This is a genomic window from Corynebacterium faecium (genome assembly GCF_027257105.1).
In the GTDB taxonomy this organism is placed as follows: Bacteria; Actinomycetota; Actinomycetes; order Mycobacteriales; family Mycobacteriaceae; genus Corynebacterium; species Corynebacterium lehmanniae.
In genome coordinates this window covers 72,306-94,391 of sequence record NZ_JAPYJX010000003.1, presented here as the reverse complement: position 1 = coordinate 94,391, position 22,086 = coordinate 72,306, and the positions used below count along the sequence as shown (strand labels likewise).

Annotated in this window: 23 protein-coding genes; 9 read left to right on the top strand and 14 right to left on the bottom strand. The window is 65.9% G+C overall.

Annotated features, from left to right (window positions below; genetic code table 11):
- Positions 1-18: 18 nt before the first annotated feature.
- On the bottom strand, positions 19-516 hold the full coding sequence (locus tag O5O53_RS03915; RefSeq protein ID WP_269509230.1) for a DUF1707 SHOCT-like domain-containing protein: 498 nt from the start codon (positions 514-516) through the stop codon (positions 19-21).
- A gap of 48 nt (positions 517-564) precedes the next feature.
- Between O5O53_RS03915 and O5O53_RS03910 the strand changes: the two genes are divergently transcribed.
- On the top strand, positions 565-1,338 hold the full coding sequence (locus O5O53_RS03910) for a MerR family transcriptional regulator (RefSeq protein WP_269509228.1): 774 nt from the start codon (positions 565-567) through the stop codon (positions 1,336-1,338).
- A 3-nt stretch (positions 1,339-1,341) separates the two neighbouring features.
- Here the strand turns inward: O5O53_RS03910 and O5O53_RS03905 are convergent, their stop codons facing one another.
- The 4 genes from O5O53_RS03905 to ku form a co-directional block, all read right to left on the bottom strand.
- Entirely contained in the window at positions 1,342-2,094 is a 753-nt protein-coding gene (locus O5O53_RS03905) for an ABC transporter ATP-binding protein (protein ID WP_269509226.1), read from the bottom strand.
- A gap of 5 nt (positions 2,095-2,099) precedes the next feature.
- Entirely contained in the window at positions 2,100-3,194 is a 1,095-nt protein-coding gene (locus tag O5O53_RS03900; RefSeq protein WP_269509224.1) for a FecCD family ABC transporter permease, read from the bottom strand.
- On the bottom strand, positions 3,195-4,406 hold the full coding sequence (locus O5O53_RS03895; protein WP_269509222.1) for an ABC transporter substrate-binding protein: 1,212 nt from the start codon (positions 4,404-4,406) through the stop codon (positions 3,195-3,197).
- A gap of 133 nt (positions 4,407-4,539) precedes the next feature.
- Positions 4,540-5,382, bottom strand: coding sequence for a non-homologous end joining protein Ku (gene ku / locus O5O53_RS03890; protein ID WP_269509220.1), 843 nt, complete (start codon positions 5,380-5,382; stop codon positions 4,540-4,542).
- 35 nt (positions 5,383-5,417) lie between these two features.
- On the opposite strand from ku, the gene O5O53_RS03885 reads away from it, so the two are divergent.
- Positions 5,418-7,703 (top strand): ATP-dependent DNA ligase, encoded by a 2,286-nt coding sequence (locus tag O5O53_RS03885; RefSeq protein ID WP_269509218.1) that lies wholly within the window; start codon positions 5,418-5,420, stop codon positions 7,701-7,703.
- Positions 7,704-7,709: 6 nt separating this feature from the next.
- Here O5O53_RS03885 and O5O53_RS03880 read toward each other — a convergent pair whose 3' ends face one another.
- Positions 7,710-7,874 carry a hypothetical protein gene (locus O5O53_RS03880; RefSeq protein ID WP_269509216.1) on the bottom strand — a complete coding sequence of 55 codons (165 nt, stop codon included), beginning with the start codon at positions 7,872-7,874 and terminating at the stop codon, positions 7,710-7,712.
- A gap of 61 nt (positions 7,875-7,935) precedes the next feature.
- Between O5O53_RS03880 and O5O53_RS03875 the strand changes: the two genes are divergently transcribed.
- Positions 7,936-8,427, top strand: a complete 492-nt coding sequence (locus O5O53_RS03875) for a 2'-5' RNA ligase (RefSeq protein ID WP_269509214.1) — start codon at positions 7,936-7,938, stop codon at positions 8,425-8,427.
- Here O5O53_RS03875 and O5O53_RS03870 read toward each other — a convergent pair.
- Entirely contained in the window at positions 8,424-9,155 is a 732-nt protein-coding gene (locus O5O53_RS03870; protein ID WP_269509211.1) for a spermidine synthase, read from the bottom strand. The genes O5O53_RS03875 and O5O53_RS03870 overlap by 4 nt on opposite strands.
- 83 nt (positions 9,156-9,238) lie before the next feature.
- On the opposite strand from O5O53_RS03870, the gene O5O53_RS03865 reads away from it, so the two are divergent.
- Positions 9,239-9,748 carry a pyridoxamine 5'-phosphate oxidase family protein gene (locus O5O53_RS03865; protein ID WP_269509209.1) on the top strand — a complete coding sequence of 170 codons (510 nt, stop codon included), beginning with the start codon at positions 9,239-9,241 and terminating at the stop codon, positions 9,746-9,748.
- An 18-nt stretch (positions 9,749-9,766) separates the two neighbouring features.
- Here the strand turns inward: O5O53_RS03865 and O5O53_RS03860 are convergent, their stop codons facing one another.
- The 5 genes from O5O53_RS03860 to O5O53_RS03840 all read right to left on the bottom strand — a co-directional run bounded on the left by O5O53_RS03860 (position 9,767) and on the right by O5O53_RS03840 (position 15,296).
- The gene (locus O5O53_RS03860) at positions 9,767-11,170 is read right to left on the bottom strand and encodes a DHA2 family efflux MFS transporter permease subunit (protein WP_367616712.1); all 1,404 of its coding nucleotides are present in this window, start codon (positions 11,168-11,170) and stop codon (positions 9,767-9,769) included.
- An 80-nt stretch (positions 11,171-11,250) separates the two neighbouring features.
- A complete protein-coding gene (locus tag O5O53_RS03855) occupies positions 11,251-12,702 on the bottom strand; it encodes a DUF4185 domain-containing protein (protein WP_269509207.1) in 1,452 nt (483 codons plus the stop codon).
- Between the two features lie 138 nt (positions 12,703-12,840).
- Positions 12,841-13,260, bottom strand: coding sequence for a cupin domain-containing protein (locus O5O53_RS03850; RefSeq protein ID WP_269509205.1), 420 nt, complete (start codon positions 13,258-13,260; stop codon positions 12,841-12,843).
- Positions 13,261-13,313: 53 nt separating this feature from the next.
- Positions 13,314-14,366 carry a hypothetical protein gene (locus tag O5O53_RS03845; RefSeq protein WP_269509203.1) on the bottom strand — a complete coding sequence of 351 codons (1,053 nt, stop codon included), beginning with the start codon at positions 14,364-14,366 and terminating at the stop codon, positions 13,314-13,316.
- Between the two features lie 21 nt (positions 14,367-14,387).
- Positions 14,388-15,296, bottom strand: coding sequence for a DUF808 domain-containing protein (locus tag O5O53_RS03840; protein ID WP_269509201.1), 909 nt, complete (start codon positions 15,294-15,296; stop codon positions 14,388-14,390).
- 114 nt (positions 15,297-15,410) lie between these two features.
- On the opposite strand from O5O53_RS03840, the gene O5O53_RS03835 reads away from it, so the two are divergent.
- The 5 genes from O5O53_RS03835 (at position 15,411) to O5O53_RS03815 (ending at position 19,050) form a co-directional block, all read left to right on the top strand.
- Positions 15,411-15,770, top strand: coding sequence for a DUF2218 domain-containing protein (locus tag O5O53_RS03835; protein WP_194560317.1), 360 nt, complete (start codon positions 15,411-15,413; stop codon positions 15,768-15,770).
- A 132-nt stretch (positions 15,771-15,902) separates the two neighbouring features.
- A complete protein-coding gene (locus tag O5O53_RS03830; protein ID WP_269509199.1) occupies positions 15,903-16,496 on the top strand; it encodes an ECF transporter S component in 594 nt (197 codons plus the stop codon).
- Positions 16,497-17,828, top strand: a complete 1,332-nt coding sequence (locus tag O5O53_RS03825) for an ABC transporter ATP-binding protein (protein WP_269509197.1) — start codon at positions 16,497-16,499, stop codon at positions 17,826-17,828.
- Complete coding sequence (locus O5O53_RS03820) at positions 17,825-18,586, top strand: energy-coupling factor transporter transmembrane component T family protein (protein ID WP_269509196.1); 762 nt, start codon at positions 17,825-17,827, stop codon at positions 18,584-18,586. The genes O5O53_RS03825 and O5O53_RS03820 overlap by 4 nt, the downstream gene beginning before the upstream one ends.
- Entirely contained in the window at positions 18,583-19,050 is a 468-nt protein-coding gene (locus O5O53_RS03815) for a nucleoside/nucleotide kinase family protein (RefSeq protein WP_269509194.1), read from the top strand. Before O5O53_RS03820 ends, O5O53_RS03815 begins: the two co-directional genes overlap by 4 nt.
- Here O5O53_RS03815 and O5O53_RS03810 read toward each other — a convergent pair.
- Together O5O53_RS03810 and O5O53_RS03805 are read right to left on the bottom strand one after the other, a co-directional pair.
- On the bottom strand, positions 19,037-21,004 hold the full coding sequence (locus O5O53_RS03810) for a dipeptide ABC transporter ATP-binding protein (RefSeq protein WP_269509192.1): 1,968 nt from the start codon (positions 21,002-21,004) through the stop codon (positions 19,037-19,039). The genes O5O53_RS03815 and O5O53_RS03810 overlap by 14 nt on opposite strands.
- The gene (locus O5O53_RS03805) at positions 21,001-22,077 is read right to left on the bottom strand and encodes an ABC transporter permease (protein ID WP_269509190.1); all 1,077 of its coding nucleotides are present in this window, start codon (positions 22,075-22,077) and stop codon (positions 21,001-21,003) included. The genes O5O53_RS03810 and O5O53_RS03805 overlap by 4 nt, the downstream gene beginning before the upstream one ends.
- Positions 22,078-22,086 lie beyond the last annotated feature (9 nt).

Below are 22,086 nucleotides of genomic sequence, written 5' to 3'. Positions count from 1 at the left end.
GGCACAGGAAACTCCCGGTTATTTCCCAAGTTCTTTCCGGCGCTTGGCGGCGAGCTTCAGCCGCTCGGCGCGATCCGTGCGTTCCTTCTCCAGCAGTTCCTCGAGGATCTCGTCCTCCTCGTCGGAGATGTCGAACACGGTGTACCAGGCGACAGCGAGAATGCCCATCACCGGCCACACCACCCAGGCGTAGTCCAGGTCGAGCCCGATCTGGAGCACGAAAAATACCGCCAGGCCGCCGATCAACGTGGTGTAGATCGCGGTGTCTAACTTCCGCTTCGCGGCGAGCTTTTCTTCCAGTTCAACCTCAGACGGCTCGCGTTTTTCTAATGTGGCGGGCTCGGCCGGGAGGTCGTCGAAAAGCGCCGAAAGCTCCCCGCGCGTGCGCGCAATTGCCGCCTGACCTGTGCGTTCCTCGAACTCGCCGACGTCGAGGTACCCGTCTGCGAACAGCGTGCCCAGCCGGTCCAGCGCGTCTGAACGTTCGGCGTCGCCCACGCGGATTTCGTCCATCATCGCTCCCAACTTGCGCTTGCCCCTGCGGCAAGCTGTTCAATCGCAGTCATGACAGATGGTAACGAGTACACGATTGGCGAAGCCGCGGAGGCCCTCGGCGTATCCACGAAGGCGCTGCGCCACTGGGAAGCGCTCGGCCTCATCGCACCCGCGCGCACGTGGGCCGACCACCGCGTCTACAGCGAGGCCGACCTCGAGCGCGGCGCGGCCATCGCGCTCTACCGCGGCGTCGGCGTGCCGCTTGCGCAGATCGCCAAGCTTCTCGACGCCTCCGGGGACGCCCTAACCCGCGCCCTCAAGCACCACCAGGAAGCACTCGCTTCTCGGCGGCGCACGCTCGACGCCCAGCTCGCATCTGTCCAGCACCTCATTGACAACGCAACGAAAGGAACCATCAACATGGACGCAATGAAGAAGTACCTCGGCGAGGATATGCCCGCCTACCAGGAAGAAGCCAAGCAGCGCTGGGGCGATACCCCGGAATGGGCGCAGTCCCAGGAAAAGCTCGCGCAGATGGGTGAAGGCGACTTCAAGCGCCTCCAGGAGGAACAGGACGCGCTCGCCGCGGACCTGGTCACAGCCCGCGACACCGGCGTAGCGCCCGGCTCCGAAGAAGCCGACGCCCTGGTGGAGCGCCACCGCGCCAGTATCGCCCAGTGGTACGACGTGACCCCGGCGCGCCAGCTGATCCTCGCGCGCATGTACGTGGGCGACCCCCGCTTCCACGAGGCCTACAACGGCGCGCAGGATTACCTGCTGGAGCTGGTCACCGCACACGCCGCGGCCGAGGGCGTGGACGTGGACAACCCGCAGTGGGGCTAATGCCTACACAGGACAGACCACTGGCACACCTTCGTCCTCAATTACCTTTGCGCGGATGCCGTAGACGCGCTCCAGCACCTCTGGAGTGAACACGTTGCGCGGGGTGTCGTGGACGACTTTCTTGCCGTGCTTCATCACCAGCACCTCGTCGCAGAAGCGTGCGGCGAGGTTCAGGTCGTGGATGGCAATGATGGCTAACTTGTCGCTGTCTTCGACTTCTTCGCGCACAAGCTGCAGCACTTCCACCTGGTGGCGGAGGTCGAGGGCGGAGGTGGGCTCGTCGAGAATCAAGACGCTCGGTTCCCGGACGAGCATCTGCGCGATGGCGACGAGCTGACGCTGGCCGCCGGACATGTTGGCGATCATGCGATCCGCCAGTGGTGTGATGCCCAGGCGGCTCATCACGCGAGCGGTGGCCTCGACGGGGTTGTGCGTCGTGCCGCCGCTGCGGCGCGCCGCGATGACGATTGATTCGAATGCGGTGAGTGATGCCCCCGCGAGCAAATCTTGTGGGACGTAGCCGATGACGTCCGGGCGTTCCGCATCGGAGACACGGGCCCCGCCGAGTGTGATGGTGCACGAACCGGACGCTGGCTTTTTAATGCCCGCCAGAGTTTTCACCAGCGTCGATTTTCCGGCGGCGTTCGGGCCGAGTAGCCCGACAACACTGCCTTCTTTTAGCGGGCCGAAACTCATGGAATCGATGATGATGTTGCGGCCGTACTGCACCGTGAGATTGTCTACCTGTAGCGCCATGAGCCTTATCCTTTCCGCCGCGTGCGGGTGAAGATGAGGAAGATGAAAAACGGCACACCGACGAGCGCGGTGATAATGCCGATCGGGATTGCTACGCCGGGGATGATGGACAGGGACACCGCGTAGGCGACGCTGAGCAGCATCGCTCCGGCCGCGGCAGAAGCGGGGAGGAAGAACTTTTGGTCCTCGCCGACGAGCATCCGCGCGACGTGCGGGCCGACTAACCCGACAAAGCCGATGACACCAGTGAACGCCACGGACGCGGCTGCCAGCGCGGACGCGACGAGGAGAGTGGTCACGCGCAGGCGCGCAACATTGATGCCGAGGGCGGCGGCGCGGTCGTCGCCGAGCCGCAGCGCCGTGAGCTTCCACGCGTTTGCGGCGCAGAACGGGACCGCCACAACGATGACTGCGCCGAGGACAAGATTGGTGGTCCAGTTCGCGCGCTGGAGCGACCCCATGGTCCAAAACACGATCTGCTGCAGCGCCTCGGTGTTTGCGCCGTACTGCAGCAGTGACAGAAGGGCCTGGAACAAAAACGACAGGGCGATGCCGAGCAGGATCATCGACTCTGCGTTCGCCCCTTTCCACACTGCAGCCGCGGCAACGACGGCGACGGCGACGAGTGCGGACACAGCGGCGGTAAGTGCCAGGTTGAGCTGCGGGTTGGGCAGCACAGTCAGGCCGATGACGATTGACAGCGCAGCGCCGAATGCTGCTGCCGCCGAAATGCCGAGTGTGAACGGCTCAGCCAGAGGGTTGTCCAGGATCGTCTGCATTTGTGCGCCGGCGAGCGACAGGGCAACGCCGACGAGCACCGCCATCAACGCGGCCGGCAGGCGCAGGGTGCGGATGACAGTTCGCGTCTGGTTGTCCACCGCGTCCGGGTTGAACACCGCGTTCCACACCTCGGCGAATGTGATGTCGATCGGCCCCACAACGATCGCGGCGATGAAGCTCACGATCGCCGCGAGCGTCAGGCCGCAGATTGCAAGCACTTTACGACGGGAGCGTTGCTTGTACGCCGCAATCGCCTCGAGTTCGGCCTGTGTTGCGTCGGTTTTGGCGCCTGGTGCTGGTGCGTGAACGGAGGTGGCCATTTAGGAACCTGCGTGTGCTGGGTCGATGAAGAATGTGCCGCTGTAGTCGTAGGGGAGCCAGTCGGCGTGGAACTGCTCGAAGTCCTTTGCGGGGTCAACGTCCGCGAATTCCTCCGGGTGCAGCCACTTGGCAATTGCTTCGAGAGCGAACACGTTGAACGGGTTGTCGTAGAACTGGTGGTAGAGCGCGTAGTAGTTGCCGGTCTTCGGGGCGTCGAGCAGGTCGATGCCCGGGATCTGTAGCGGGCCGGCGCACGTTTCCACCGCGGTCTTTTCGTCCGCTTGGTATCCCAGCTCGACATGCCGGTACGTTTCGGTCTTGTTCGGGTCGCGTGCCCATTCGCCGCCGGTGACGATCAGTTTTTCGGGGTTGAGTTCCACGAGCTTCTCAGCGGTGATCTGGCTGGAGTCCGTGCCGAGCACCTCGGGGCCCAAGTTGTGTCCGCCAGCCGCGGTGACCAGCTTGCCAATGTTCGCGTCGCCGGCGAGGGAGCAGCAGTCGTTGAAGCCCGCCGCCATCCACACGAGTGTGTCTGGACGGTCCTCGATGCCGGCTACACGCTCGGTGACTGTGCGGACTTTCTGGCTGTAGAAATCATTGAACTTCGCGGCGCGGTCGTCCTTGTCCAGCAGTCCGCCGAGCAGGCTCATAGATGCTGCTGTGTGTTCCAGCGGATCCTGGCGGAAATCAATGAACGCGTACTTCAGCCCGGCCGAGTCCATGTCGGCGAGGAAGCCGCTTTCTTCTGCCGCCTTCTTTTGGTCGAGGGTCATGACCACCACGTCCGGGTCCTGGGCGAGCAGATTTTCCACGGTGACGTCGCCCTTTTGGATTGAGCCGATCGTCGGCAGCTCCTTAGCCTCGGAGAACTGCTTGAGGAGCATCTCCTTGAACGACGGGGCAGCCGAAGTGAGGTCCTCGCCGTAGGCGACGACGTGGTCGAACGGGTCGTCCTGCAGAGCTGCGGTGGCGTAGACCGCGCGGCCTTCTGCCAGTACGATGCGGTCGGGGTGCTCGTCAAAGTCGAGCGTGCGGCCCGCGGCGTCCGTGACGGTCACGGTGCCGGAGGACTCGCGTGCGGACGATTGCGTTTCCGCGACGGTGTTCGTTGCCGCGGCGTCCTGAGGCTGGTCATCGCCCGAGCAGGCGGTGAGGCCGAGAACGAGAGCTGCGGAGGCGATGGCCGCCCCGGCGCGTCGAAGAAGTTTCAATGTGGGCCCTTTCGTTGACATGGTTAGGCTAACCTTTGCAAGCCTAAGATGAAAAACTAAGGCAAGCCTTACTTGTGTTCAAAATCATGTCGCGCTTGACGCGCCGGGGAGGGCCCGCAGACGGGGGTCAGGGCTAAGCGCTCTTGCCCTTCTTCCCAGAACCGGACTTCCCGTCGCGCTTGTCCAGCGACGCTTTCAGCGCGGCCATCAGGTCCACCACGTTGTCGTCATCCCCAGACTCGTCCTCCGAACCATCCGAACCGAACGTCGCCTCGGTGTCCAGGGTCTCGCCCTGCTCGAATTTCGCGTCGATGAGTTTGCGCAGCTCGGCCTGGTAGTCGTCCTCGAACTCCTCCGGCGTGAAGTCGGAGGCGTAGGACTCCACGAGCTGCTTGGACAGCTTCAACTCTTTCTCGCCGATCTTCGCCCGGGACTTCGTGCCCTTGAATTCGTCGTCGAAGTCGAGCTCGCGCACCTCGTCGGCCCACATCAGGCCCTGCAGCACGATGACCTTGTTCACCACCCGCAGCACGCCCAACCTGGTCTTTTGCCGCAGGGCGAAGCGCACCACGGCGATCAGCTCCGAATCCAGCAAGGTCTGCCGCAGCAGCAAATACGACTTCGGAGTTTTGCCCTCGGGAGCTAGGTAGTAGGACTTCTCCAGCATCAGCGGGTCGATCTGGTCGGCGGGGACGAACTGCACGACTTCGATCTCGTCGTTGTCTGCTTCGGGCAGGGAGTCGAAGTCCTCGTCAGTGAGCACAACGGTGTCGCCGTCTTCCTCAAACGCCTTGTCGATGTGCTTGTACTCCACCTTCTCGCCGCAGACCTCGCAGCGCCGCTCGTAGCGGATTCGCCCGCCGTCTTTGTCGTGGACTTGGTGGAACGACAAGTCGTGGTCCTCGGTCGCCCCGTACGCCTTGACGGGGACGTTGACAAGGCCAAATGTGACGGAACCTGTCCATACTGCGCGCATGCGCCTCACTCTACGCACGCCTCTACAGTGGGGCCATGGCGAACGACCAGAGGGTCCGCGTCGGCGGCCGCGAGCTCACCGTGAGCAACCTGGACAAAGTGCTCTACCCGGCAACCGGCACTACGAAGGCCGATGTCATGCGCTACTACCAGGCGGTCGCCGACGTACTCGTCCCGCAGGTCAGAAGGCGCCCGGTGACCAGGAAGAGGTGGCCCGAAGGCGTCGACAAGCAAAGCTTCTTCCGCAAAGACCTCGAGGATTCCGCACCCGCGTGGGTGCCCACCGGCACCATCCAGCACACCACGAGCGTCAACGCGTATCCGCTTATCGACGGCTCCGCCACCCTCGCGTGGCTTTCCCAAGTCGCGGCACTAGAGCTGCACACCCCGCAGTGGCGCTTCGGCGCGGACGGGAAACCACAAAACCCGGACCGGTTGGTGCTGGACCTCGACCCGGGCCCCGGCGTCGAATTACACGACACCGCCGAGGTGGCGCTGATGTGCCGCGAAATCCTCGAAGACATGGGGCTGACCTGCGTCCCGGTGACCTCGGGGTCGAAGGGCATCCACCTGTACGCGGGCCTGGACGGCACCAGCGACGCCATTGCTGTGACCAACGTGGCCAAAACCCTCGCGCAGCACCTGCAGCGCGCGCACCCGGACCGCATCACCGCCACCATGGCGAAGGCGGAGCGCACGGGGCGCGTGTTCATCGACTGGAGCCAGAACAACGGGAAGAAAACCACCATCAGCCCGTACTCGCTGCGCGGGAAAGCGCGCCCCACCGTGGCGGCGCCGCGCACGTGGGAGGAGATCGCGGACCCGGCGCTGCGGCAGCTGGAGCTCGACGAGGTCATCGCGCGCGTCGAGGACGGGCTCGACCCGATCGCCGACCTCGGCGCAGCGGGGGAGGACCGGCTGGCCACCTACCGCTCCATGCGCGACAAGGACAAGACCGGCGAGCCCGTTCCCGACGCTGCCCCCGCCCCGCGCGCGGGTGAGCCGATTTTCGTCATCGGCGAGCACGATGCCTCCCACCTGCACTGGGATTTCCGCCTGGAGCACGACGGGGTGCTCGTCTCCTGGGCCGTGCCGAAGGGGCCGCCGCTGGACACCGACGTCAACCGCCTCGCGGTGCAGACTGAGGACCACCCGATCGAGTACGCCGAGTTCGAGGGCACCATCCCGAAGGGCCAGTACGGCGCCGGCACAGTGAAAATTTGGGACATCGGCACCTGCGAGATTGAAAAGTGGCGCGACCGCGAAGTCATCGCCACCCTCCACGGCCGCGACGGCGGCGGTTTGGGCGGCATCCCGCGCCGCTTCGCGCTGATCCGCACAGACGAGACAAACTGGCTGCTCAAGCTCACCCGCAGCCAGCCCAGCGCCGCGCCCGTGCTGGCGCCGATGCTGCCCACCGCCGCCACCCGCGGCGACATCACCCTCGAGCACAAAGACGGCGCCGAATTCGCCTACGAAATGAAGTGGGACGGCTACCGCATCCTCGCGGACGTCGGCGACGCGGTCCGCCTGCGCAGCCGCAGCGGCAAGGACTACACGCACCTCTTCCCTTACACCAACGAGCTCGCACGATTGCTTGTCGACGGCGGCCGCGTCGACGGCGAACTCGTCGCCCTCGACGAAGACGGCAGGCCAGACTTCTCCGCCCTGCACCACGCCGACCAACACGGCACTCACGACGCAAAGACAAACCTGCGCTACATGGTCTTCGACGTGCTGCGCCTTGCCGAGCGCGACCTCACAGGAACGCCTTGGCGGACCCGCCGCGAGTTGCTCGAACAGCTTCCGGAAACCGAGCATGTCGTCATCCCGCCCGCGTACACCGGCTCCTTCGACACTGCGTGGCGCGCCGCCGAGGAGCTGGGACTGGAGGGCGTGGTGGCCAAGCGCACCGACGCCGCCTACGCGCCGGGGGAGCGCTCCCGCGCATGGCTGAAGGTCAAGCGCGCCCTGCACCAGGAGGTGGTGGTCGTCGGCGTGCGCACGGGTAAGCGCGGCATCGCATCGCTGCTGGTCGCCGTGCCGGACGACGCCGGCGAGCTGCGCTACGCGGGGCGGGTCGGCACCGGTTTTTCCAACGCCCAGCTCGCCGAGATCGCCCGCAAGCTGCGCCGCGTCGAGCGGAAGACCCCGCCCATCGACATCCCCGCATCCGACGCGAAAGACGCCTGGTGGGTGACCCCGAAGTTCGTCGCCGAGGTGCAGCTCGCGGGATCAACAGCGGATAAAAAAGTGCGCCAGGCCTCCTGGCGGGGCTGGCGCGACGACAAAGACCCCAGCGAGGTGCGCTGGGAGGTCTGAGAGGAGCTATTCGTCCTCGTTGGTGGTGTCTTCCACCGTCTCCTCTGCGGTTTCGCCGTAGCCGAGCGCGGAGCCGGTGTCCTGCGCGAACTGGTCCTCATCGCGATCGATTGGTTTGTTCGGGCTGCCCTTGGTGGTGTAGCCGGGCTTTGCGGGATCGTTCTGCATCATTGTTCCTTTCGTTCGCGTGAGCGCCCCATGGTACTCGGGAGAAGCAGGTACCCTCGGCCCAATGTCGCCCGAGAACATCCTGTTGCGCCTGCCCGAGGCAGAGGAGCAGGCTGTCCGCGCGATCTACGCCGAGCTCGCCGACCGCGGCTTCCCCCAGCAGCACCAGCGCCCGCACATCTCCGTCACTTTCGCGCCCGCCATGCACCGCCGCGCCATCGCCGCGGCGAGCGACCTTTTGCCGCCCGTGTTGCCTGCAGCTTTACGACGTTCCGGTGTCGCCATCTTCGGCACCAAGTCAAAACAGACCGTGGCCTGGCTGCTTGAGGCGCCGGAGGATCTCGAACGCGCAGCCCGCGCCGTCAGCGCCGCGAACCCGGAGGGCCGCGGCGAGCGCTGGATCCCGCACCTGACCATGGGGCTGCGCCTGCCCAAACTTGTCGTGCCGGACTATATCGCCACGCTGCAGGAGGTCACCTCCCCGCACTTCAAGGAGCTCACCGCGCAGCGGGCAGTGTTCTACCAGCCGAGTTTGGGCACTGAATTCGAGTTCTAGTCGTGGACGGGCGCAGCGCCGTCGATAGGCAATTGTGTGCCGGGCAGCGGTTTGTCGGATGCGGCGGCGACGACGTTGCCGTAGCCGCGGCCCGCATATGTGACCGCGGTGTGGGCGAAGACCAGCTGCAGCCCGGCAAGTGTGGCACGGGTGTGCGGCAGGCCGGACACATCACCAACGTTGGCTACAAACAACCCGCCTGGCGTGAGCGCGCGGTGCGCGGCCCGGTAGAACTCCACCGTGGTCAGCGGGCGGGGAGTGTCGGGGCCGGCGAAGACGTCGCGCACGATCACGTCGACCGATCCCGGCGCGAGCGCGTGGGTGAACGCGCGGGCTTCCGCCACCGCGATCTCCACGGGCGGGTCGAACGCCTCGCGCACCAGGCGCGCCAGCCCGCGGTCCAGCTCGACCGCGATGTTGCGGCTGTCCCACCGGTGCTGCACGTAGTTGGGCAGCGCGCAGCCGGCCGCGCCCAGGTGCACCGCGGCAAACGGCTCCGGCAGGTCCGCGGCCTCGATGAAGTCCGCGATCCACTCCATGTAGTCGTACTCCAGCACCTCCGGCGCGCCGGGCACGACGTACGATGACGGCACCTGGTTTACCTCCAACACGTATGCGCCGTCGCGGTCCGGGTCCGCAACGATGGTGGCGGTGCCGGTGTCGATGGGGTAGGTGCCCTCGATGCGTTTCTTCGGCGCGCGCGGTTTGCGGCGGCGGTGGGTGGACATGGGAGTATGCATACCTGTTGTGTGGCCGGTATCGCACCCGATTCGAGCGCCCGGGGGTAGGCGGGGGTTGCTAGAATCGTCATATGGTGTATTTGTCGCAGGACTATATCAGTGAGCTGCCGAAGTCGCACGCCTCGCTTTCAGAGGTCGACTTGAGCCCACTTCCTCGCGACCCCAATAAACTCTTCGCCCAGTGGTTCAAAGATGCGGTGGAACACAACGTGGGAGACCCCACGGCAGTCACCATAGCCACTGTGGACGAACAATCCCGGCCTGATGCGCGCATCGTCGACATCATTTCTCTCGACGAGAAAGGCTTCCACTTCGGCACCGCGACCCGTACGGCCAAAGTTGAGCAGCTCGAAAAGACTGATTTGGCGTCGCTGGTATTTTGGTGGCAGCCGCTGCGACGGGCGGTGCGCGTGCGTGGCACAACGTCGCGCGATTTCGGCGGAGAGCGGCTCAACGTGTGGTGCGTCAAGCCTTATCATTTCGAGTTCACCTATATCTGGGACGACCGGATGCACTCAGATCGGGTGATTTACAACATCGATGAATTCGGTGAGTGGGAACGCATCCGCATCCAACTCTGAGGCCGCTAAAAGGCTGTCCTAATCGTTCCAGGACTTCGTCCGCGCGAAGAACCACGCGGCCACGGCGCCGGCGGCGATGACGGCACAGGGCAGCCAGATCGAGTTGCCCATCGCCAGCGCGAACGGTTCGTGCAGCGGCTCCGGCAGGGGGCCGGTGGCCTGGCCTGAGGCGGCGATATTGCCGGCGCCGGTGCCGTCGCCAAGCTTTGCGGCGAGCTGCGCCGACATCATCGCCGCGATCGCCGCCGAGCCGATCACCGCGCCGATCTGGCGGGTGGTGTTGTACACGCTCGAACCGGCGCCGGCCAGGCGCGGGTCAAGGTTGCGGGTGGCGATCATGGAAAGCGGGCCCCACATCAGGGAGTTGGCCACGCCGTAGACCACAGCGACGGCGTACATCCAGCGCGGGTCCACTGCCGGGGTGGTGATCAGCGCGGAGGCGCCCATGGACGCCGCCGCCAGGGTCAGGCCGGTGATCGCGAAGGGCTTCGGGTCGTGCGTGTTGGTCAGTTTGCCGACCCACGGGGACAGCAGCCCGGAGATCACGCCCGACGGCAGGACTAACAGCGCCGCCTCGGTGGGGGTGAAGCCCTGCACCGTCTGCACGTAGATCATCCACGGGATGATGTACGTGGAGATGGCAAACCCCACCGTGGAGATGGTGGCGCCGGCGAGCGAAAAGTTGCGGTCGCTGAACAGCGCCAACGGCACCAGCGCGCTGTCGCCCTGCCGGGCCTGCCAGCGGAAGAACAGCACCATCGTGGCCGCCCCGAAGAGCACCAGCGCCCACACGCGCCAGTCCCAGTTGAAGTTCTCCGCCTCCTGGATGCCAAAGACCAGGCAGAACATGCTCACGGAGCTCAAACCCACGCCCACCCAGTCGAAGTGCCGGTTCGTCCTCTCCAGGCGCGGCACGTAGATCCACGCCAGGATCAGCCCGAGCACACCGACGGGGACGTTGACGAAGAAGATCCAGGGCCAACCGGAGGCGTCGACAAGCACACCGCCCAACAGCGGACCCGTCACGGTGGCAAGCCCCGCCGTGGCGCCCCACACGCCCATCGCGCCGCCGCGCTCCTTCGGGGAAAACGTGCGGATCATCACCGACATCGTTTGCGGTGTGACCATCGCCCCGCCCAGGCCCTGGAACGCGCGCGCGGCGATCAGCGCGGCAGACGACGTCGCCAAGCCGCATGCAAGCGACGAGGCGGTGAACAGCGCCAGGCCGATCAGGTAGATGCTGCGGGGCCCGAAACGGTCGCCGAGGCGCCCGGTGATGAGCAGCGGCACCGCGTACGCCAAAAGGTACGCGGAATTGACCCAGATGACCTCGTTATAGGAGGCGCCGAGGCCTTCCGAGATGGCGGGAATCGCCACCGAAACGATGGTGGAATCCACCAAGATCATGAAAAAGCCCAGCATCATCGACCATAAGGCCGGCCACGGTGAGCGAGTTGAAGTTTCCTGCACCGGGGAGATGATACTGGGCTTTGCTAAAGGTTCTAGATCGGCAGCATCTGCTGGATCGGCTCCGGCAGCATGTCCCGATACATCGGCAGCGTCACGGCACCGATGGCGCCGACGGTCGCCAGTACGCCCAGGATGATGCCGACGGTGCGCAGGGTGCCCAGCGCCTCGCTGTCCTCGGAGGACATGAACAGCTCCGGCTTGTCGTTGACCAGGTTGTCCTCGGCCTCCATGTCCGCGGTGGTCTCGGAGCCCTGCTTGACCACCGTGACCTCCGGCTCCTCGCGCACCTCGTCCGCGTCGATGCCGTAGACCTTGTCCAGCCCCTTCACGTTGAACTGGGTGGCGGTGTAGCGGCTGTTGTCGGAGGTCTTCCACTGGGAGACGACAATGTCCATGTCGTCCAGGTGCGAGCCCGGCACGATGTAGCCGCCGTAGGGCTGCGACCAGTTCAGCGGGGTCTGCTCGTTGTCCCAGGACCCGTTCCGCGCGATCTTGGCCACGCGCACGTTGTCCCAGTTGCGCCCCAGGGTCTCGGAGATGCGCACCTCGACGTCCTGCGAGTCCTCGTTGAACATGACCAGGACCCAGTGGCCGTCGATGTAGCGCAGGCACATCTCTCCAGCCTTCACGTTGTTCTTCAGGATCGGCTCGGCGTGGTTGGACCAGTCGTCGATCTGGGCGCTGTAGCCCTCCCAGTTGCCCGGTTTGTCAATGTCTTCCGGCTTGAAGCGCCACAGGTACACGGGCGATTCGCGGCCGAACTTGGTGGAGGTGGCGTAGATGTAGCCGTCTGGACCATTGTCCCAGCTGATCAGCTGCGTCATACCGCGCATGTGGTTACCGGGGGTGGAGCTGATTTCCTTCCAGGTTTTGCCGCCGTCGTCGGACCTCCACACGTTGGAGGACACGACGGTGCCGAAGGGGGCGTGGAACGTTCCGTGGAGGTACAGCGTGCCGTCGACGTTGATCACGTCGGATGGGATCAGGGTGCTGTCGTTGATGCGGTGGTACGAGATCATGTCGCTGACCTCGGAGGTGTTGTCGATGGGGCGGAGGATCTTGATAAAGCCGTCCTCGTCCATCTTGGCCACCACGCCGACGGGGCTCATCCACCCTTGGCCGAAGTTGCCGCGGAAGGAGTCGCCGAAGATCATGGCGAACTCGCCGTTGCCCATCGGCGCCATTGCACCCAGGTCGCCGGAGCGGAAGCCGGTGTGGGCGGAGTATTTGCCCAGCACGTCGTCCATGACCTGGATGGTGGTGCCGTTGGGGAGACGCAGCGGCTTCGACGCGGTCTTCTTCGGCGGCTCCACGGGCACCCAGGGCTTCTTTTCGCGGTTCTTCTTCGCGGGGGTGCCAGAGGAGGAAGACAGGCTGGACAGGCTCGACTCTGCGTGGGCCTGGGGCACTGCCACGGCGGACAGTGCGAGGGCGCTAGCCACACCAGCGCTGATGAGGATCTTCGGGGTTGTCTGGGTGCGCATGAGGCTCGCCTTTTCTACAGATGTTGGTTAGACATTTCAGAACCATCGAGCACTCTAGCACCTGAAACGGCGCTGAGGAGGTGTTCGGAAAAGCCCGGAAACGACACGTTCGTTTCCGGGCTGTGACCTGCGTTGCGTTTAGACCGCGTCGGTCTCCTGCGGGTCGTTGTCGGCGTCCGCCTTCGTCTCGTGGCGGGTGCCGGGGGCGTGCTCCGGCGGGGCGTAGATGGAGTACAGCTTCGCCGGGGCGTCGGATTCGTTGACGAAGTTGTGCCACTTGCCGGCTGGCACGAACGCGGCCCAGTCGGCCTTGATCACTTCGTCTACTTCGAGGTTGTCCTCGGACGGGCCAATCTGCGCGCGCAGCTCGCCCTCTTCGAGGCGGAGGAACTGGTCGTGGTCGTCGTGGATTTCGGCGCCGATTTCGCCGCCGACCGGGATGGTCATCACGGTCAGCTGCAGGTTCTTGCCGGTCCACAGCGTGTCGCGGAACGCCTCGTTATCCAGCGTCGCCTTCTCAATGTCCACCACAAACGGGTTCGGTCCCTGGTCGGCCATCGTGCCTCCTCGGTTGTCGGAAGTTGTGCACCTCCGAGCCTAGGAGCTTTTGCTTATCGACGGTGGCGTCCGCCCCGCCGACGTTTCCTATTTTTCCTCCTGAGCTGGACCTTCTCCACTTCGGTGAGGTAGCCGTCCCGGGTGTTTTGCTCCGCCACGGCGGTCGGCTCCGGCTGCTTCGGGTCCCCGGTTTCGGCGGGCTCGTCCACGCGGCCGAACATTTCTGTCGGCGCGGCGAGCTCATCGGGACGCGCACCGCCGCCCAGCGAAACGTAGCGGGCCGTGTGCTTCGGCTTGACCTCGTCGGCCGGGTCGGTGGCGAAGTCGCGCTCCACGGTGACGGCCCAGCCGCCGCCGGGGAACTCGATGAGCTGCCACGGCTCCGGGCGCCGCTGCGGCGCGGCACTCAAGGCGGGGATCTGCTCGGTGCCCTCGCCTGGGCTGGCCGCGTCGAGGGCGGCCATGCCGTCGAGTATCACCGCGCGTGCCCAGAGTCCGCCGTTGGGGAACTGTGACAGCCACGCGAGTACGGCCTCACCGTCGGGCTCGGCGATGGCGCCGAGGACTCGGCCGTCGAGGGTGGCCAGCGGAGTGCCGTCGATAGGCACAAGCCCCACGAACCACTGGCCGGGGGAGCGGGCGGAAAGTTCGGCGGCCTCGAATTCGCCGACGGAGGTGTCGATGACCAGCATGTCTCCCGGCAACAGCACCGCGGCCTGTTCGGGCGCGTTGTTGCGCGGCACCGCAAGCTGCGGCTCCGGCAGGACCACGTGCACGTCGAAACGCCCCGTGACGCTATTCAGGTTGACCGCGGCCACGGTGGCGGGCTGCAGAAACGACGAATGGACGCGCTCCACCTCGTCGAAGTGGGCGCGCCACTCGGGCGCGACCTCGCCGAGCACAGGCCCCGGCAGCTCCCCGCCGCTGCGACGGCGCACGCGCCACGAGCGGTTCAGCGGGTTCGCCTCCAACACCACATCGACGTACGTGGTGCCCTTGCGGCCCGCGAAATCGGAGAAGAGGGCGGCCTGCGAGACGTGGTCCACCGGGACTTCCACGCCGGCACCCCACGTCGACGGGGCGAGAGAGTACTGCTTGGCTGCCATGGAGAAAATTGTAGGCAGGCGCTAGCGTAGCTTTCTCACCAGCTGCACCACGCCCAGCACAATGAAACCGACAACCAGGCCCGCCACCAGGGAAACGCCGGTTTCCACGAACCAGCCCAGCGCGCCGTCGCCGACAGCATCCTGGCCCATCGCGATGACGTCGTGCGGCCAGTGCCAGCCGAAGACCTCGTCGAAGCCGCGGATGAGCAGGTGGCCGCCCACCCACAGCATCGCCACGGTGCCGATCACGCCGATGGTGTTGAGCACGTACGGCATGCCCTTGACCAGCGCGCGGCCAGTCTTCGGGGCGTTGCCGCGCTTGATCATGCCGTGGCCGATGTCGTCGATCTTGACCAGCAGGCCAACAGCGCCGTAGACGGCGAGGGTGATGAAGATCGCCACCGCGATCAGCACGGCGGCCTCCATCCACACCGACTGGTCCTTGACCTCGTCCAGGGAGATGAACATGATCTCTGTGGACAAAATCAGGTCCGTGCGGATCGCGCTGTTGACCAGCGCGTCTTCGTCCTGGTCGGATTTGTTGGCGGCTTTTTCGGCTTCCTCGTCGTTGTTGGAGGACAGCTTGTGCGCGATCTTCTCCGCGCCCTCGAACGCGAGGTAGGTGCCGCCGAGCATGAGGATCGGGGTCAGCGCCCACGGCGCGAACGCGTTGAGCAGCAGCGCGACCGGCAGGATGAAGACCAGCTTGTTGCGCAGAGAGCCCTTAGTGATGCGCCAAATCATCGGCAGCTCGCGCGCCGGCGTCAGGCCTTCGACGTACTGCGGGGCCACTGCGGCATCGTCGATGACCACGCCGGCGGCCTTCGAAGACGTCTTTGCGGTCATGCCAGCAACGTCGTCGATGCTTGCGGCGGCTTGGCGGGCGATCAGGGCGACGTCGTCGAGCAGGGCGAGTAGGCCACCGGCCATGTGGGGGTTCTCCTCGGGAGGTGGGGGAAAGCAACTCGGCCAGTATACGGAAACAGGTGTAACCGGCCTCGCGGCGAGGGGTAAGGATTGCCTAACCTCTGTTAGGGTGGTGGCATGCGGACATCACAGGCCAACGTGAAAACAGCCCGTCCCGAGCGCTACGGCAAACAGCTCGCTTCCCACTTCAGCAGGAAAGTCGAGGCGTCGTGGGACGACACCGCACGCGAAGGCGCGATTACATTCCCCGCGCCAGAAGGTGTTGGGGAGGGCACCACGTGCAGCCTCGCTGCGGGGGAGGAGGTGCTGCACATGCGTATCGACGGCACGGCCGACGCGGTCGAGCGCTTCGAGCGCGTCGTCGGCACGCATCTGGTGCGTTTCGGCGCCCGCGACGGGCTTGTCGTGCAGTGGCAACGCGGCGACGGGCCTGGGCAAAGCTTCACAGCCTCCGAGCCGGAGCCTCCCAGCCAATGATGTAATATCTTTGCGACAACTGAATGCCCCACACGGGTGCTGCCGCGCAACAACGCGGTGGCTGAGACGCCGAGGATGTTCGGCGAACCGTAGAACCTGATCCGGGTAATGCCGGCGCGAGGAAGGAAGATTATGACGAAGAATTATTCGTGGCGTGTCATCGACATCGTCACCGCCGCGGTCCTCGGCGTGGCCTGCGGCCTGCTGTTTTGGGTGTGGAACAGCATTGGCGCCGCAGGGTTTAAGGCGCTCGACGCCCTGACTCCGGGCCTGGGCGGTCTGGTTACCGGCATCTGGTTCACTGGCGGTGTGCTCGGTGGCCTGATCATTCGCAAGCCGGGTGCCGCGGTGTTCGTCGAGGTTGTCGCCGCATCCGTTTCTGCGGTACTTGGCAGCCAGTGGGGCATTGAGACGCTTTACTCAGGTCTGGCCCAGGGCTTCGGCGCCGAGCTGATTTTCTTGATCTTTGCCTACCGTCGTTTCGGCCTGTTCACGGCGGTGCTTTCCGGTATCGGCGCTGGTGTCGGCGCGTTCATCCTGGAGCTGTTCCTCACGCCGAACCTCGCGATGAGCCTGCAATTCAACCTGATCTACCTGACCTGCCTGATCATCTCCGGCGCGGTCCTCGCCGGCGTGCTGGCCTACTACCTGGTCAAGGCGCTGGCGCAGACCGGCGCGCTGGACCGCTTCGGCGCCGGCCGCGAGCGCTTCGACCAGGCCGCGTAGATGGCGCCGGTCATCCGCGCCCGGGGGCTGTCCTACCAGCACGCGACGCGCCCTGATCCGGCGTTTTCCGGCGTCGACCTTGACGTCGAGCGCGGCGAGCGCATCCTGATCACCGGCGATTCCGGCTCCGGCAAATCGACGCTGCTTGCGGTGATCGCCAAGCTTATCGACGACTCCGAGGACGGCTCCCGCGCCGGCACCCTGGACGTTGACGGGACCGTCGGGATGGTGCTGCAGGACCCCGAAGCGCAGACGATCCTGTCGCGTGTGGGCGACGACGTCGCCTTCGGTGCGGAGAACCTCGGCGTGCCCCGCGACGAAATCTGGCCGCGGGTGGAGCGCGCCCTCGACGCCGTGGGCCTCGACGTCGCCCTGGACCACCGCACCGCGCACCTGTCCGGCGGGCAAAAGCAACGCCTGGCGCTGGCGGGCGTGATCGCGATGGGCGCGGACATCCTCATCCTGGACGAGCCCACCGCCAACTTAGACCCGCGCGGGCGCGACGAGGTCATCGCCGCGGTGGACCGCGTCTGCCAGCTCACCGGCGCCACCTTGATTGTGGTGGAGCACCGCCCGAAGCACTGGGCGGACGTGGTGGAGACGTACTACCGCCTGGACCAGTCCGGGCTTTCCCGAATCAGCGTGGACGAGCTGCCGGGCGCGCCTGAGCTGCCGCCGGCGAGAAAGGTGCCGGCGGGGGTGCCTTCGGCCGTCGCAACGTACGAGGTGCTCACGCGTTTCGGGCCGCCGCGCACGATGCGCGCGCCGGAAGGGTATTCCACCGTGATCACCGGCGAGAACGGCTCCGGCAAGACCACGCTCGTGCAGGTACTGGCGGGGCTGACCCCGCCAGAGCGCGGCCAGGTGGAGTACTCGGAGACCATCCGGCAGGGGCTGACTGCACCGTCGGTCAAGTGGTCGTCGCAGGATCTGGCCAACCGCATCGGCTACGTGTTCCAGGAGCCGGAGCACCAGTTCGTCACCGCCACCGTGCGCGAGGAGATGGCGCTGTCCGGCGCGCCGCAGGAGCGCATCGACGACCTGTTGCAGCGCCTGCGCCTGGAACACCTGGTGAACGCCAACCCGTTCACCCTCTCCGGCGGCGAGAAGCGGCGCCTGTCGGTGGCCACCGCGCTGGTCAACGCCCCGCAGCTTTTGATCTTGGACGAGCCCACGTTCGGCCAGGACGACCGCACCTTCGTTGAGCTCGTCGGCCTGATCCGCGAATTGACGGAGCAGGGCGTGACCGTCATGTCCATCACCCACGACGAGGCGTTCATCGCCTCGCTGGGCGACCACATCGTAGAGATCGTCGCCGGAGGTGACCGATGAACCTGCTGCGCGACATCAACCCCGTCACCCGCATCCTCGGCCTGGTGCTTCTGACCACGCCGCTGATGTTCACCATCGACTGGGTCTCCGCCACCTGTGTGCTGGCGTTCACGCTGCTCATGGTGCCGGTGTGCGGGCTGGGCTACGGCCGCTTCGCCAAACGCGCACTGCCGATCCTGCTTATCGCGCCGCTGGCGGGCATCCCCATGGCGCTCTACGGCCAGGCGGGCGGGGAGACGTTCCTCGAGTGGGGGCTGGTGCACGTCACCGAGCTGTCGGTTTCTTTGGCGTGGGCGGTGGTGCTGCGAGTGCTCGCCATCGCGCTGCCGGTGGTGCTGCTGTCCGCGGACGTGGACCCGACCGACCTCGGCGACGGGCTCGCCCAAGTGCTGCACCTGCCGGAACGCTTCGTCATCGGCACCGTCGCGGCACTTCGCATGCTCACCCTGCTTCGCGACGACCTCGACGCCATGCGCCGCTCCCGCCGCGCCCGCGGCATCGCCGACCAGGGCAAGATCAAGTACTGGTTCTCCCTGTCCTTTGGCCTGCTTGTGATGTCGCTGCGCCGCGCCGGCAAGCTCGCCACCGCCATGGAGGCCCGCGGCTTCGGCGGCCCCCGGACACGCTCCTGGGCGCGCGAATCCACACTGCACTCCCGCGACTGGGCGGTCATGGCCGTCTGCCTCGCCGTCGCGCTCGTCGCGCTCGCGCTCGCGTGGGCGACCGGCTACCTGCGCCCGGTGTGGGCGGTGCGATGACGTACACACTGCTTATCGACGGCCTCTCGGGCTCCGGCAAAACCACCCTCGCCAACCACATCGGCTCAGTACTGGGTATCCAGGTGGTGCACCTGGACGATTTCTACCCCGGCTGGGGCGGGCTTGCCGAGGGCGCCCGCATGGTCGCCGACGACGTCCTCGACCCGGTGGCCCCCGGTTTTTGGCGCTGGGACTGGGAGCGGAATGAACGTGCGGAGTGGGTGCCGCTCGTGCCCGGCGCGGACCTCGTAGTGGAGGGGGTGGGGGCGGTGACGGAGGCGTCGATAAGCAAGGCGAGAGCGCGCGGGGAAGTGGACACGCTGCGGGTTGTCGCGGCCGAAGAGATGCGAAAAGCCCGGGCCCTGCAGCGGGACCCGGGCTACGCGCCCTGGTGGGACATGTGGGCCGAGCAGGAAAAGCTCCTGCCCGCACTCCCGGTGGACGTGGAGGTTAGGAGGGTGTGACCTCCTCGGGCTTGTACACCGTGCGCTCGCGCGCACGCTCGGCGTCCGGATCTGGGATCGGGATCGCCGACAGCAGCGCCTTGGTGTAGGGGTGCTGTGGGTTGTCGAAGACGTCGTCCGTCTCGCCGAACTCCACGAAGTCGCCCTTGTACATCACCGCCACGCGGTCCGACAGGTGGCGCACCACCGACAAGTCGTGCGCGACGAACAGGTAGGACAGGCCGAGCTTGCGCTTCAGTGAATCCAGCAGGTTGATCACGCCCGCCTGGATGGACACGTCCAGCGCAGAGACCGGCTCATCCAGCACGATCACCGACGGGTTCGTCGCAAGGGCGCGGGCGAGGCCGATGCGCTGACGCTGGCCACCCGAGAAGTGGCCGGGGAAGCGGTCCAGCTGCTTCGCGTCCAATCCCACGGTGCGCATCAGCTCGGAGATGCGGGCGTCCTTGTCGCCCTCGTAGCCGAGCGCGTCCAGCGGCTCCTGAATGATCTCTTTGACCGTCATGCGCGGGTTGAGCGAGCTCATCGGGTCCTGGAAGACCATCTGGATGTTCTTGCGGGCCTCGCGGCGCTGCGCGGTGTTCATCTTCGCCGCGTCCTGGCCGCAGATGACGATGCGCGAATCCGGCTCCGGCTCGAGGTTCATAATCTCCAGCAGCGTGGTGGTCTTGCCGGAGCCCGACTCGCCCACAATCGCCATGCACTCGCCGGCGCGCACGTCGAAGGAGATGTTCTTGACCGCGTGGACCGTGCCGATGCGGCGCTTGACCAGCGCGCCCTTGGTCAGGGGGAATTCGCGGTGCAGGTTCTCCACCTCGAGCGTGATCTCCCGGTCCTCGCGCGGGATGCCCGCGTACTTGTTCTCCGGCAGTTTCGGGGCGGGGAAGAGCGGCTTGCCGCCGATCTTGCCCTCCACGATCTCATCGCGGCGGATGCAGGCGACCAGGTGTTCGTCGTCATCGCCCTTGTCCGGGATCAGCGCCGGCTCCTTGGCCAGGCACTCGTCGACTGCGATGGGGCAGCGGGGGGCGAACTGGCAGCGGTCCGCGACGTCGATAAGCATTGGCGGGTTGCCCTCGATGTACGTCAGCGGCTCTGTGGACGGCTGGTCCACGCGCGGGGTGGAGCCCAAAAGACCCACGGAGTACGGCATCTTCGGGTTGCCAAACAGTTCGTGCACCTCGGCGCGCTCCACCGGGCGGCCGCCGTACATCACCAGCACGTCGTCCGCGGTGCCGGCGACGACACCCATGTCGTGGGTGATCATGATGCAGGCGGCGCCGGTTTCGCGCTGGGCTTTCTTGATCACTTCGAGGATCTGCGCCTGGATGGTCACATCGAGCGCGGTGGTCGGCTCGTCGGCGATGAGCACCTTCGGGTTGTTCGCGATCGCAATCGCGATGACGACGCGCTGGCGCATGCCGCCGGAGAACTCGTGCGGGAAGGAGCGCAGGCGCTTCTTCGGCTCCGGGATGCCCACGAGATCGAGCAGCTCCGCGGCGCGGTCCATCGCCTTGGACTTGGAGATGCTGTTGTGCGCCTGGATCGCCTCCACCAGCTGGGTGCCGATGTCGTAGACCGGGGTCAGTGCGGACAGCGGGTCCTGGAAGATCATGCCGATGCCGTTGCCGCGGATCTTGGACATCGCGTTATCGGATTTACCCAGCAGCTCGTCGCCGGCGAACTTCACCGAGCCGGTGACGTTCGCGTACTCAGGTAGCAGCCCCATCACGGCGAGCGAGGTGACGGACTTGCCGGAGCCGGACTCGCCCACGATGCCGAGTGTGCGGCCGGGGTAGAGGTCGAAGTCCACGCCGCGCACCGCCCGGACCACGCCCGCCTCCGAGGGGAAGGAGACGTGGAGGTCGCGCACGGACAGCACCGGGTCGCCGGTAGGCGCCGGGGCCGCGCCGCCGAAGCCTGCGCCGCCGGGGTTGTGGATGCTGGTTGTCATGCTGCGGAACCTCCGGAGTTCGAGTTCGGGTCGAGCGCGTCACGCAGGCCGTCTGCGATGAACGCCATGGACACGGTGAGCAGGGTCAGGATCAGCGCCGGGAAGTAGAACTGCCACGGGGCGGTGATCAGCGTCGAGGTGCCCGTCTGCAGCAAGGTGCCCAGGGACACGTCGGGAAGCTTCACGCCAAGGCCGAGGAAGGACAGCGCGGTCTCCGACATGATGGTGGAGACGATGCCCAGCATCAGCTGGATGATCAGCAGCGATGCGACGTTCGGGATGACGTGGCGCACGATCGTCTGCGGGCGGGAGACGCCCATGAACTTCGCGGCGCGCACGTAGTCGTTCTCGCGGATGGACAGCGACAGCGACCAGATCACACGCGCCGAGTACATCCAGCCGAATGCGATGAGCACGACGGTGAGCACCTTCCAATCGCCGCCCGAGCCGGAGACCAGCAGGGCGATGATGAGGAAGGTCGGCACAGCCAGCAGGAAGTGGATGACGGCCAGGATGACCTTTTCCACCCTGCCGCCGTAAAGCGCCGCGCCTGCGCCGATGAGTGCGGAGATGATCGTGGTGGCAATGGATGCCGGCACCGCAATCGTCAGCGAGCGGCCCAGGCCGTGGACCACTTGGGCGAACAGGTCGTTGCCGGAATCTGTCGTGCCGAACCAGTGCTCTGACGACGGTGGCACGGACAGGTTCAAAAAGTCCGGGTCCTGGTAGTTCCACGGGGTGAGGAACTTGCCGAAGACGGCGAGCAAGACCAACAGGAAGAAAATGATCAGGCCGAGGACCGCAGCCTTGTTGCGCATGAAGCGGCGGAAGTAGATCTTGGATTTCCGCGTCGCGCGCATCGTCCGCTGGTCGTCGATGCTGTTGCCCTGCTTCGGGGCGGGCGGTGCAGTGTCGCGCTCCTCGCTTCTCACACCATCAGCCTGGCGGCCGGTCTCGGAGATGGCGGTGAGGTCGTTGAGCGGCATGTTCGCGTGCATGCCCAGGCTGGTCGAGCTGTGCGCGCGGGGATCTTTCAGTTTGCGGGATACGCCGCGGGAGGTATTCGGTGCCATTTCGGTGCT

Coding starts and splice junctions, on each gene's coding strand:
- O5O53_RS03915 (WP_269509230.1), bottom strand. CDS start 516: ATGATGGACGAAATCCGCGTGGGCGACGCCGAACGTTCAGACGCGCTG.
- O5O53_RS03910 (WP_269509228.1), top strand. CDS start 565: ATGACAGATGGTAACGAGTACACGATTGGCGAAGCCGCGGAGGCCCTC.
- O5O53_RS03905 (WP_269509226.1), bottom strand. CDS start 2,094: ATGGCGCTACAGGTAGACAATCTCACGGTGCAGTACGGCCGCAACATC.
- O5O53_RS03900 (WP_269509224.1), bottom strand. CDS start 3,194: ATGGCCACCTCCGTTCACGCACCAGCACCAGGCGCCAAAACCGACGCA.
- ku (WP_269509220.1), bottom strand. CDS start 5,382: ATGCGCGCAGTATGGACAGGTTCCGTCACATTTGGCCTTGTCAACGTC.
- O5O53_RS03885 (WP_269509218.1), top strand. CDS start 5,418: ATGGCGAACGACCAGAGGGTCCGCGTCGGCGGCCGCGAGCTCACCGTG.
- O5O53_RS03880 (WP_269509216.1), bottom strand. CDS start 7,874: ATGATGCAGAACGATCCCGCAAAGCCCGGCTACACCACCAAGGGCAGC.
- O5O53_RS03875 (WP_269509214.1), top strand. CDS start 7,936: ATGTCGCCCGAGAACATCCTGTTGCGCCTGCCCGAGGCAGAGGAGCAG.
- O5O53_RS03870 (WP_269509211.1), bottom strand. CDS start 9,155: ATGTCCACCCACCGCCGCCGCAAACCGCGCGCGCCGAAGAAACGCATC.
- O5O53_RS03865 (WP_269509209.1), top strand. CDS start 9,239: ATGGTGTATTTGTCGCAGGACTATATCAGTGAGCTGCCGAAGTCGCAC.
- O5O53_RS03860 (WP_367616712.1), bottom strand. CDS start 11,170: ATGCTGGGCTTTTTCATGATCTTGGTGGATTCCACCATCGTTTCGGTG.
- O5O53_RS03855 (WP_269509207.1), bottom strand. CDS start 12,702: ATGCGCACCCAGACAACCCCGAAGATCCTCATCAGCGCTGGTGTGGCT.
- O5O53_RS03850 (WP_269509205.1), bottom strand. CDS start 13,260: ATGGCCGACCAGGGACCGAACCCGTTTGTGGTGGACATTGAGAAGGCG.
- O5O53_RS03845 (WP_269509203.1), bottom strand. CDS start 14,366: ATGGCAGCCAAGCAGTACTCTCTCGCCCCGTCGACGTGGGGTGCCGGC.
- O5O53_RS03840 (WP_269509201.1), bottom strand. CDS start 15,296: ATGGCCGGTGGCCTACTCGCCCTGCTCGACGACGTCGCCCTGATCGCC.
- O5O53_RS03835 (WP_194560317.1), top strand. CDS start 15,411: ATGCGGACATCACAGGCCAACGTGAAAACAGCCCGTCCCGAGCGCTAC.
- O5O53_RS03830 (WP_269509199.1), top strand. CDS start 15,903: ATGACGAAGAATTATTCGTGGCGTGTCATCGACATCGTCACCGCCGCG.
- O5O53_RS03825 (WP_269509197.1), top strand. CDS start 16,497: ATGGCGCCGGTCATCCGCGCCCGGGGGCTGTCCTACCAGCACGCGACG.
- O5O53_RS03820 (WP_269509196.1), top strand. CDS start 17,825: ATGAACCTGCTGCGCGACATCAACCCCGTCACCCGCATCCTCGGCCTG.
- O5O53_RS03815 (WP_269509194.1), top strand. CDS start 18,583: ATGACGTACACACTGCTTATCGACGGCCTCTCGGGCTCCGGCAAAACC.
- O5O53_RS03810 (WP_269509192.1), bottom strand. CDS start 21,004: ATGACAACCAGCATCCACAACCCCGGCGGCGCAGGCTTCGGCGGCGCG.
- O5O53_RS03805 (WP_269509190.1), bottom strand. CDS start 22,077: ATGGCACCGAATACCTCCCGCGGCGTATCCCGCAAACTGAAAGATCCC.